This window comes from Streptomyces sp. YIM 121038 (assembly GCF_006088715.1).
Lineage (GTDB): Bacteria > Actinomycetota > Actinomycetes > Streptomycetales > Streptomycetaceae > Streptomyces.
On the sequence record NZ_CP030771.1, the window covers coordinates 8,733,074 to 8,744,881 of the forward strand.

The following is an 11,808-nucleotide window of genomic DNA, read 5'->3' on the forward strand; positions in this document are numbered from 1 at the left end:
AGGCGGAGGGCCGAACCCGGTACGGGCGCGTGCGCCGTGGTGGCCGCCGAACAGCGTGACCGCACGGCGCCCGGCCGCACGGCGGTCAGGCCCCGAGAGCGGTCCGGCGACGGGCTGACGGGCGCCACCCAGGTACGATTCAGGCCAGCGCACGCCGTGGGGACGACGACGGGGACGACCCGCGGGGACGACGACGGGAACGGCGACGTGCCGAGCACCCGGCGGGACGACGGGGCCGGCCCGTCATGCGGCATGCGCGTCTGAAGGTGTCAATGGGGTGGGGCGGAAGATGGTCACGGGGGAGACCGGGCTGCGCTTCGAGCTGCTCGGCCGATTGCGGGCATGGCGCGGCGACAGGGAGCTGGAGCTCGGCTCCCCGCAGCAGCAGGCGTTCCTCGCGGTGCTGCTGCTGCGCCAGGAGCGGGCCGCCTCGGTGGGCGACGTGGTGGAGGCCCTGTGGGGCGGGAATCCGCCGCCCCGCGCCGTGGGGGCCCTGCGGACGTACGCCTCGCGGCTGCGCAAGCTCCTCGAACCGGAGCGGGCCGCGGGCGCGTCCCCCCGGGTCCTGGTGTCCGTCCCCGACGGCTACGCGCTGCACGTGCCGCGCGAGGCCGTGGACCTCGCCCGGTTCGAGGACCACGTCACCGCGGCGGGCCGGGCCCGCGCGGCCGGGCAGCTCGCGGAGGCCCGCGCCCGGCTGCACCTCGCCCTCGAACCCTGGCGGGACGCCCCCCTGACGGGCGTCCCCGGCGCGGCCATGGACGCGCACCGCGCCCGGCTCGCCGACCAGCGCCTGACGGCCCTCGAAGCCCGTCTGGAACTCGACCTGGAACTCGACGGCCCGCAGCCGGTACTCGCGGAACTCGCCCGCCTGGCGGCGCGCCACCCCTTCCGGGAACGGCTGCGCGCCCTCCAGATGCAGGCCCTTCACCGCGACGGCCGGTCCGCCGAAGCGCTCGCCGTCTACGACGAGACCCGCCTGCTGCTGAGCGAGGAACTCGGGCTCGAACCCGGCCACGACCTCGCCCAGGCACGCGAGCTGCTCACGGCACCGGAGGCCGCCGGCGGCACCGGTCTCCCGGACCAGGGCGCCCCGCCGCTGCCCGCCCAGCTCCCGGGCGACCTCGCCGACTTCACCGGGCGCGCCACGCTCGTGGCGGACCTGTGCGCGTTGCTGACGTCCGACCGCCCCGGGGCCGCCCCCATGGTGGCCGTATCCGGCGCGGGCGGGGTGGGCAAGAGCGCCCTCGCCGTGCACGTCGCGCACCTGGTGCGGAAGTCCTTCCCCCACGGGCAGCTCTACATGGACCTCCAGGGCGTCGGCGGCCACCCGGCCGACCCGTCCGCCGTACTGGGCTCGTTCCTGCGGTCCCTCGGTGTGGACGACGCCGCGATACCCCACGGCCTCGCGGAACGCTCCGCCCTCTTCCGCGCCCGCCTCGACGGCCGCCGTGTCCTCGTCCTCCTCGACAACGCCCACGGCCCCGAGCAGGTGCGGCCGTTCCTGCCCGTGCTGCCCCGGTGCGCCGTCCTGGTCACCAGCCGCGCCAAGCTCGCGGGACCCGCGTCCGCGCGCCTCGTCGACCTCGACGTCATGACCCCGGACGAGGCGCTCGACCTCCTTGCCAAGGCCCTGGGCCGGGCCCGCGTCGCCGCCGAGGCGGACGACGCCGCGCGGCTGGTGTCGGCCTGCGGCCACCTTCCCCTGGCGGTACGGATCGTGGCGGCCCGCCTCGCCACGCGCCCCGCGTGGCCGCTCGGCGCGCTGCACGCCCGGCTCGCCGACGAGCGGCACCGCCTGGCCGAACTGCGCGTCGCCGACCTGACCGTCGAGGCCGCCTTCGCCCTCGGCCACGCCCAGCTCCGGCCGGACCAGCAGCGTGCCTTCCGGCTGCTCGCCCTGCCCGAAGGACCGCACATCTCGTCCGCCGCCGCGGCCGCCGTCCTCGGCCTGCCGGAGCCGGAGGCCGAGGCGCTGTGCGAATCCCTGGTCGACGTCAGCCTGCTGGAGTCACCCACACCAGGCCGCTACCGCTACCACGACCTGCTCCGCCTCTACGCGCGTGGACGCGCGAGCGCGGAGGAGCCCCCGGAGGGGCAGGCCGCCGGTCTGCGCCGCCTGCTGGACTTCCTGGTGTCCACCGTGCGGGCCTCGCACCCCGACGCCCTCCGCAGGGCCGAACGCCTGGGGGTGACCGCGACGGTCCCCGGCCTGACGTTCGCCACGGCCGGGGACGCCGGTGCCTGGCTCGCCGAGGAGGCACCGTGCCTGTTCGCGGCCGTGCGCCAAGCGGCCGAAGGCCCCGCCCGCGCCGTCGCCCCGGCGGCCGACCTGCTGCTCATGATGGAGGAGCTCCTCGAACGCGGTGGCCCCGGCCCGGAGTTCGAGCAGGCCGCTCACGCGGTGATCTCCGCGGCGCTGCGCCAGGGCGACCGGCGCAGCGCGGGGCGCGCCCACCTGGCCCTCGGCCACGGCTACTACTACGCGGCCCGCCTCCCCGATCTGGTCGAGGTCTGCCGCCGGGCGGTGGCGGCGAGCCGCGCGGCCGACGACGCGCTCGTCATGGCCGACGCCATGGTGCTGCTCGCCCGCTGCTCGTACCACCTGCGCCGCTACGACGAGACCCGCGCCCTGCTCACCGAGGCGTCGGAGGTCTTCCGGGCGCACGCCGACCGGTTCGGCGAGGCGAACGTCCTCGGGGTGCGCTGCCGGGTGCGCCAGTCGGCGGGCGAGACGGACCTGGCGGTCGCGGACGCCGAGCGGGCCCTGGCGGTCCATCAGGGTCTGAGCGACGGCCACCGGGTGGGATTCGCCCTGTACGAACTGGGCGTCGTCCTCGACACCGCCGGGCGGACCGCCGAGGCCGCCGCGCGCCTCACCGAAGCACTGGCCCTCTTCGGCGACCGCCGCAACCGGCTGTGGGAGGGGCTCGCCCTCTTCCGCTTCGCGGAGAACCGGCTCGCCACCGGCCGTGCCGAGGAGGCCGCGCGGCTGGCCCGCACCGCTGCCACGACGCTGGAGGAGGTCAGGAACGACTGGGGCCGCGCCCACGCGCTGGCCGTGCTCGGCTCCGCCCTCGTCCGGCTCGGGGACCACGACGGCGCCCGGGCGCACCGGCGCGCCGCGTACGAGGTCTGCGCCCGCCTGAGCATGCCGGAGGCCGACGACCTCCTCGCCCTGCTCGACGACCGCCCCGGCAGCGGGGACGGGTGCGAACCGGCACGGGCCACCTTGACGGGCCCGGCCGACTCACCTCGCGTGCCGGACCCGTCACGGCGGAACCGGCGCCACGGGTGATCCCCCCGCCGTGACCTCACGCCCCCCGAGCCCCTCTCGTCACATGGCCCTTCACGTCGAAGGCCGTCACACCACTCGGTCCTGATGCCACGTGTACCTGATGCCACCTGGGCCTGATGCCACGTGGCCCGCACGCCACTTGGTCCTGACGCCACCCGGTCCTGACGTCATTTGGAGACATCCCATGCCCCCCACCGCCCCGCCAGGTCACTCCTCCGACGACGCGTCCGGGCGTGCCGCCGCCCACCGCTTCACCGTGCTCGGCCCCCTGCGCGTCCACGACGGGTCGGCCGAGGTGCCCGTCGGCGCGCCCCAACTGCAGGCGGTGCTCGCGGTCCTGCTGCTCCGGGCGCGTACCCCCGTGTCGGCCTGGGAACTGATCGCCGGGGCCTGGGGCGACGAGGCCCCGCCCGGTGTCCTCGCGTCGTTGCGCACGCACGTCTTCACCCTGCGCCGACTCCTCGAGCCCGACCGGGCACCCCGGGCCGCCGCGCGCACGCTGCGGACGACGGGCGACGGCTACACCCTGCACGTCGCCCCGGAGGACGTCGACCTGACGGTCTTCGAACTCCGTACGGCCGAGGCGCGGCGGGCCCGGGCCGCCGGCCGGCTGGACCAGGCGCGGTCCCTGTTCGTCTCCGCCCTCGACCTGTGGCGGGGCAGGCCGCTCGCCGGTGTGCCCGGCCCCTTCGCCGAGGCCCAGCGCACCCGCCTCGAAGAGCTGCGCCTGGCGGCCGTCGAGGCCCGCTGGGAGGCCGAGATCGCGTGCGGCGGGACCGACCACGCCATCGGTCCGCTGCGCGCGCTGGCCGCCGAACACCCCTGGCGCGAGAGCGTCCACGAGCTGCTGATGACGGCGTTGCACCACGCCGGACGGCAGGCGGACGCACTCGCCGTGCACGCGCGGATCCGCCGTGCGCTCGCCGAGGAGCTGGGCATCCGCCCGGGCCCCGGCCTCGACCGGCTCCAGCAGAGGATCCTCACCGACGGACCCGGGGAGCGGACGGGCGCCACGGCCGGGCTCCGGGGCCCGGACCGGACCCACGGGCCGGCACAACTGCCCCAGGACGTCGCCGACTTCACGGGCCGGAGCGACGAGGCCGACCGGCTGTGCACCGCACTGGAGAAGGACGGGATCGTCTCCCTCAGCTCCATCAGCGGCATGGGCGGCATCGGCAAGACCGCCCTGGCCGTCCACGTGGCCCGGCGGATGCGCCACCGCTTCCCGGACGGGCAGCTCTACGCGGACCTGCGCGGAACCGACCCCCGGCCCGCGGAGCCCATGGAGGTCCTCGGCCGCTTCCTGTGCGTCCTCGGCGTCCGCGCGGGCCACCTCCCGATGCTGCCCGGGGAGCGGGCCGCCCTGTACCGCTCCATGCTCGCCACCCGGCAGGTGCTCGTCGTCCTCGACAACGCCCGCGACCCGGCCCAGGTCCGCGACCTGCTGCCCGGCACGCCCGGCAGCGCGGTGCTGCTCACCAGCCGCTCCCGGCTCGTCGGTCTGACCGGGGCCACTCTGGTGGACCTGCGGCCCATGGGCCGGGCGGAGGCCCTGGAGCTGCTGACCCGGATCGTCGGCGAGCAGAGCGTGTCCGCGGAGCCGCAGGCCGCCGCCGAGGTGCTCGACGCCTGCGGCCATCTGCCGCTCGCCATCCGCATCGTGGCCTCCCGTCTGGTGGCCCGGCCGGACCACACGCTTTCGGAGACCGCCGCGCACCTCGCGGACGAGCGGCGCCGCCTCGGCGCCCTGAGGGCCGAGGACACCGCCGTGGAGACGACCTTCCGGCTCGGCATGGAACTCCTCGACGCCGAACACCTCCGCGCCTTCCGGCTCCTCGCCCTGCCCGAGGTGCCCGAACTGGGCGTGCCCGCCGCCGCGGCGCTGCTCGCCCGACCGGAGCGGGAGACGGAGGAGCTGTGCGAGGCGCTGGTCGATCTGAGCCTCCTTGAGTCGGTCGCCCCCGGCCGCTACCGCTACCACGACCTGCTCCGGCTCTTCGCCCGCCAGACCGCGTGCGCCGCGGTGCCTGACCACGAGCGGACCGCCGCGCTCACCCGCCTGCTCGAGTTCTGCCTGGCCACCGCCCTCGGCGCCCACCGGGCCTCGCTGCCCGACGACGTGTTCCCCGGGCACGCGGCCGCACTGCGCTACGAGGGCCCGGCCTTCGGCAGCCCGCAGGAGGCCGCCGCCTGGCTGCTCGACGAGCAGACGTCGCTCCTGGGACTCATCGAGCAGGCCGCGGGCGACGCCTCCCTGTCGCTGACCGTCTGCGCGGACCTGCTCCTGGCCGCGGACCCGCTCGGCCGCCTCGGCGCGCAGCCCTACGGCATCGAACGCGCCGCCCGGACCCTGGCCGAGGCCGCGCGCGCCGCCGGCCACCGCACCGCGGAGGCGCGCGCCCTGTACATGCTGGGCAGCTCCGTGCAGCACCGCTTCGCCATGCGGCTGGGGGCTCCCACGCTCGACCGGGCCATCGAGCTGTGCCGGGCCGCCGGGGACCGGACGCTGCTCGCCCACGTCCTGATCACCCGGGGCGGGGGCGCCCTCGCCCTGCGCGACTTCACCACCGCGCACGCGCTGCTGACCGAGGCCCTGGCCCAGGGCAGGGCCGTGGCCAGCCGAGGCATCGAGGCGTACGCGCTCGGCTTCCTCGGCCTGGCCCTGCTGGCCACCGGCCGGGCCGACGAGGGCCTGGCGCACTGCCGCGAGGCCGTCGCCGTCACCTCGGCGACCGGGGACATCGCGGGCCGGGCCAACGCGCTGCACAACCTCGCCCAGGTCTGCCTGCGCACCGGGCGCACGGCCGAGGCCTTCGACAGCCTGCACGAGAGCCTGCGCCTGTGGCGCGAGACGGGCTCCCGCTTCCGCGAGGGCCTCCTGCTCGGCGCGATCGCCCAGGCCCACAACCTCTCGGGGCGTCCCGCGGAAGCCGCCGAACACGCCGCGCGGGCCCGGGACATCGCCGAGGCGCGCGGCGACGCGGGCATCGTCGCCCGCGCCCTCGCCCAACTCGGCCACGCCCACCGGGCCCAGGGCGACGCCGACCGCGCCCAGGAGAACTACCGCCGCGCGCACACCGTCTTCCGCGAACTCGGCCTGCCCGACGCGGACGACATCGAGCGACACCTCGGGGAGCTCTGAGACTCCACGCCGGCCCGCCGCGGCCGAGGCCGGGGTTTCACGGGCTCGGGTAGGCCCCTGGTGCCGTTCGTGTCGTACCGCGGTGCCGTCCTCGCCCCGACGGTCAACCGTGCGGCCCGGGGCCGACGTCACACGCACCACAGGGGGCACACCGGCCCCCAGGGACGACGACCTGGAGCACCACACATGAAGCAGCGGGCTACACGTACCACCTCACTCGTGATGGCGGCCGTCGCACTGCTGGGGGCGGCGGCTGTCGCTCCCTCGGCGCACGCGGCGGAGCGGACGGATCGCGGACACGCAGCGACCCGGGCCGCGCTGCGCGCGCTCGTCGAGAAGGGGGAGCTGCCCGGAGCCGCCGCCCGGGCCCGGGACGGCAAGGGGGACTGGTCCGCCTCGGCCGGGTACGCCGACACCGCCACGGGGCGCGAGCGATCGACCGCTGATCATTTCCGCGGGGCCAGCATCACCAAGACCTTCATCGCGACCGTCCTGCTCCAGCTGGAGGCGGAGGGGCGGCTGAGCCTGGACGACACCGTCGAGGACTGGCTGCCGGGCCTGGTCCAGGGCAACGGGTACGACGGCGGCGAGATCCCGCTGCGGCGGCTGCTCAACCACACGAGCGGCATCGCCAGTCACACCGACGACCCCACCATCGCCCACCACTCCTCCGGCCCCGGCTTCCCGGCGCACCGGTACGACACCTACACCCCCGAAGAGCTCGTGGCGGTCGCGCTCAAGCAGCCGCCGCACCCCGCTCCGGAGAAGTCGCCGCTGTACTCGAACACCAACTACGTGATCGCCGGGATGGTCATCGAGAAGGCGACGGGCCACGGGTACGCGCAGGAGGCCACCCGGCGGATCATCGACCGGCTGAAGCTGCGCGGGACGTCGTTCCCCGGCACGGCGCCCCAGCTGCCCGACCCGCACCCCGTCGGGTACTCCCGGCTCCACCAGCAGGCCCCCGACGCCGCAGTGGTCGACGCCACCGAGCAGAACATGACCTGGCTGGGCGCGGCAGGTGACGTCATCTCCACCACCGGTGACCTCAACCGCTTCCAACGAGCGCTCCTGCGCGGCGAATTGCTGCCGCGGGCCCAGATGAAGGAGATGCTCCACGCGGTGCCGGCCGGGGACGTCCTCGGATACGGGCTCGGCGTCGAGTTCGCGAAGCTGTCCTGCGGCGTGCGGGTGGTGGGCAAGAGCGGCCGCACCAACGGCTCGCTCTCGGCGATGGTCGGCACGGTGGACGGCAAGCACCAGCTGACGTTCCACATCAACGGCGACTGGCTGCGGGACAGCTCGATGTACACCGACGTGATCGAGGCCGAGTTCTGCGGCAAGACCCCGGCGCACACCGGGCATGAGCGGCGTCGAAGCCTCCTGTGACCTCGCCTCGCCCGGCAAGGCGGCCGTGCGCGAATCCAGCTCCGCCGTCCTGGCCGGGCGCAGGCCGAGCGCGCCTGTGCCGCTGACGGCCGGTCAGGGGGCCGTGATCAGCCACAGAATGGGCGCCGCGGCCGGTTATCGACTGCCTCTGAGCAGCTGTTGAGCGGTTGTTGATCTCTCTGAGTCACGTTGTGGTCGCAGGTCGTGGGGCAACGCTGCGCCGCGGAGTCCTCATCCCCGGATGTCCCGATCCTGCGCATGACCGCGATCAACCCACGAAGAAGGGGATGGATCCTTGCCGTCCACCCTGCTCGAAGCAATCAGCCGCCGTACGGCCCGGCAGCCACATGCCACGGCCCTGGATCTGAACGGTCGAACACTGACCTATGCCGAACTGGGAGACCTCTCCGGCGCGTTAGCCACGGAGTTACTGGCCGCCGGAGCAGGCTCTGGGGACGTGGTGGGGTTACTGACCCACGCCGACCTGGACCTCGTTCCGGCGCTGCTCGGCATCCTGCGCTCGGGAGCCGCCTACCTCCCTCTCGACCCTCGTCACTCTCCTGCCCAGATCGCGCGGCTGATGGCCGCGGCGGGCAGCCGGTTCGTGGTCGCCGCCGACTCGCTGCGGCACCGGCTGGACGTGGCCCCGGACGTCACCGTCGTGCCGCCCCCGCAGCCATCGGACCGCCACGATGCCGCCCGTCCTCCGGTACGCCCGGCCGACCCGGCGTACACCGTCTTCACCTCGGGGACGACGGGTGAGCCCAAGGGCGTGGTCGTCCCCCACCGCGCGCTGGCCCATCACGCCGGGGAGATGGCGCGGGCCTATGGACTGACCTCCGACGACCGGGTCCTGCAGTTCGCCGCGATCGGGTTCGACGTGGCGGCCGAGGAGATCTTCCCCACCCTGGTGGCCGGCGGCTGCGTCGTCCTGTGCCCCGACCCTCCCGCCGCCCGCGACCTGACCCGCGTACTGGCCGACGGCCGGATCACCGTCGCCAACCTGCCGTCCGGCTACTGGCAGCAGTGGAGCGCCAGCCGGGGCAGCGGCCCGCTGCCCTCGCAGCTGCGGCTCGTCGTCATCGGCAGCGAAGGGGTGGACGCGTCGGCTGCGGTCGCCTGGTGCGGGTCGACCGATGTCCCGTTGGTGAACGCGTACGGACTGACCGAGACCACCATCACCTCGCTGGTGCACCGGGTTGACGCGGACGCCGACACAGAGGTCGTCGCAGTGGGCCGCCCGATCGCCGGTGTGACGGCATATGTTCTCGATGCGGACCTGCGGCCGGTGTCCGGCGGCGGGGAGGGAGAGCTGTACATCGGCGGTGCCGGGGTGGCGTCGGGCTACCTCGGCAGGCCCGGGGAGACCGCCCGGCGGTTCCTCCCCGATCCGTACTCCACGGTGACCGGAGCGCTGATGCACCGTACGGGCGACAGGGCCCGCCGCAGGCCGGACGGCGCCGTGGAAGTCCTGGGCCGCATGGACGACCAGGTCAAGGTCAACGGCCACCGGATCGAACCGGCGCAGGTGGAGGCGGCCCTGTCGGCGCACCCCCTGGTCGCGCTCGCGGCGGTCGCGGTGCGCCCGGACCCCGCCGGCGGCCGCAGGCTGGTCGGCTATGTGGTCCTGCACGACGGCGGGACGCAGGTGCCTGCGGACCTGCGCGCCCATCTGTCGGAGCGGCTGACGGCACACGTCCTGCCCGCCGCGCTGGTGGCGGTCCCCGAACTGCCGGTGACCAGGAACGGGAAGCTGGACCGGGACGCTCTGCCCGACCCCGGGCGCCACGTGCGGCGCGAGCCGCCCACCGACCCCCGCACCGCGTTGGAGTCCCGGCTGCTGGACATCTGGCGGGAGGTCCTCGGGACCGATGACATCGGGGTCCGCGACAGCTTCTTCGACGTCGGCGGGACGTCGGGCTCCCTGGCGGCCGTGCTCTCCCGGATCAACGCGTTCCGGTCCGACCGAGTCGTCTTGCTGACGCTGTTCGAGCATCCGACGATCGCCCAACTCGCCACCCATCTGGCCGGGTCGGCGGTGGCCCCAGCGGCAGCGGAGCGGCGGGTGCGTCCGGCGGTCCGGCGCCGTCGTGCGGCCGGCTGAGGCCCCGGCCCACTCACCGGCCGGGCACCGGCCGGTCAGAACTGACGGCACAGCCGAGGACAAGGAAAGGGGCACTCATGTCCGCAATCTTCGGATGGTGGACCCACCGGGGAGGTCTGGAGCAGACCGGCCCGGCCGCGGTCGCGGCGATGGCGGAGAGCAGCCGACGCGGCGGCCCGCACCGATCGTGGGCGTCCGGACACGCGGTCCTGGCGGCCGCAGGCGAACCGGCGCGGGAGAACGGTCCACTGGAGTCGCGGGGGACAGGAAACCCTGTCGTGGTGGTCGTGGACGGCTACCTGCACGGAAGCCGGGACCCCGCCCGGACACTGCTCGACGGCTACCTGGCCGAGAACGAGGTGGCGGCCGAACGGTGGCGGGGCGCCTTCGCGTTCGCCGTCTGGGACGGCCGCACGGGAGAACTCCTCCTGGGGCGCGACCGGTTGGGCATCAAGCCGCTCTCCTACGTACGGCAGGACGACGGTGTGGTGTTCGCGTCCGAGGCCGGGGCGTTGGCGGCGCACCCGGGCGTCCCGCGGGAACTCGACGCCACCGGGCTCAGCGCGCTGCTGACCCAGCTGCGCCGCCCGGGACACGGCACTCTGCGCGGGATGCGGGAGGTACCGCCCGGCGCCACGGTGCGCTTCTCGGCCACCGGTGAGCGGCGACGCCGCTACTGGTCCCTGGAGGCGTACCCGCACACGGAGTCCCGAGACGAAACGATTCGTCAGGTGCGGACGTTGCTCGACGAGGTAGTTCACGACGACCTCGAGGGCGCCGATCCCGCCGTGCTCCTGTCGGGCGGTCTCGACTCCAGCGTGCTGACCGGGCTCGTCGCCGAGTCCGTCGGCCGACCGCCCCGGACGTTCACCGTCTCCTTCGGCGGGACGGCGTCGGCCGTACCGGACCTGCCGTACGCCGAGGAGGTGGTGCGGTTCTGGCACTGCGACCACGAGCGCGTCACCATCGAGCCGGACCTGCTGTCGCGGCCCGCCACACTCACCGACTCGCTCCTGGCCAAGGACTGGCCGACGCCCTTCGGGGACAAGAACATCACCCCGTACCTCTTCAGCCGGCACGTGGGCCGCCGGACACCGATCGCCCTGAGCGGCGAGGGCGCGGACGCGATGTTCGGCGGCCTGGGACCGGAGGCCGACGAGAAGCGGGTGCTCACCACGTTCCCGTGGATCGCGCGGGCGCGCGCCATGGGCATGCCGCATGGGCTCGGCACCGGCCTGCTGCGAGCCGATGTGCTGCGGGACATCGACATCGCGGGGTACGTCGACGACTGCTTCGCCGAGGCGCTGGAGGAGGTTCCCTCGGTGCCGGGGGAAGACCCGGTCGACCGTCTGGGGCGGCAGACGGACTACCTGACGGCCACGCGGCTGCTGGAGCAGACCGTGCTCCACTCCGAACGGATGGGCTCCGCCGCGGGTCTCCAACTGCGCTTCCCCTTCGCCGACCACCGGCTGTTCACCCTCCTCTACAACGTTCCGGCCCGGTGGAAGTCCTTCGACGGCCGCGAGAAGAGTCTGCTGCGGGCCCTCGGCGCGCCCCTCGTCCCGCCCTCGGTGCTGAGCCGCCGGAAAGTGCCCTACCCGATCACCTACGACCGCGGCTACAAGCAGGCCCTCGTGGAGAGGCTGCGGACGCTCCTCGACGACCCCTCCGCTCCCACGTACGCGCTGCTGGACCGGGAACACGCGCAGCGGTACGTCACGACGCCCCGCCTCCTGGACCGGGGCGGCTGGCTGGGACGCGCGGACGTGGAGATGGTGCTGCAACTCGACGCGTGGTTGCGGTACCTGCGCGTCCGCCTCGTGCTGTGACCCCGCCGCGCTCCCACCCCCCTCACGCCGCGCTCCCGCGCCCCCC

Annotated in this window: 5 protein-coding genes; all 5 read left to right on the forward strand. The window is 74.7% G+C overall.

Annotation, left to right across the window (positions count from 1 at the left end):
* Positions 1-277: 277 nt before the first annotated feature.
* The 5 genes from C9F11_RS36460 to C9F11_RS36480 all read left to right on the forward strand — a co-directional run bounded on the left by C9F11_RS36460 (position 278) and on the right by C9F11_RS36480 (position 11,762).
* A complete protein-coding gene (locus C9F11_RS36460; RefSeq protein WP_138963787.1) occupies positions 278-3,298 on the forward strand; it encodes a BTAD domain-containing putative transcriptional regulator in 3,021 nt (1,006 codons plus the stop codon).
* Between the two features lie 184 nt (positions 3,299-3,482).
* A complete protein-coding gene (locus C9F11_RS36465) occupies positions 3,483-6,440 on the forward strand; it encodes an AfsR/SARP family transcriptional regulator (protein WP_171075952.1) in 2,958 nt (985 codons plus the stop codon).
* 186 nt (positions 6,441-6,626) lie between these two features.
* Entirely contained in the window at positions 6,627-7,829 is a 1,203-nt protein-coding gene (locus C9F11_RS36470; RefSeq protein WP_138963791.1) for a serine hydrolase domain-containing protein, read from the forward strand.
* A gap of 295 nt (positions 7,830-8,124) precedes the next feature.
* A complete protein-coding gene (locus tag C9F11_RS36475) occupies positions 8,125-9,933 on the forward strand; it encodes a non-ribosomal peptide synthetase (RefSeq protein ID WP_138963793.1) in 1,809 nt (602 codons plus the stop codon).
* 77 nt (positions 9,934-10,010) lie between these two features.
* A complete protein-coding gene (locus C9F11_RS36480) occupies positions 10,011-11,762 on the forward strand; it encodes an asparagine synthetase B (protein ID WP_138963795.1) in 1,752 nt (583 codons plus the stop codon).
* Positions 11,763-11,808: the final 46 nt, after the last annotated feature.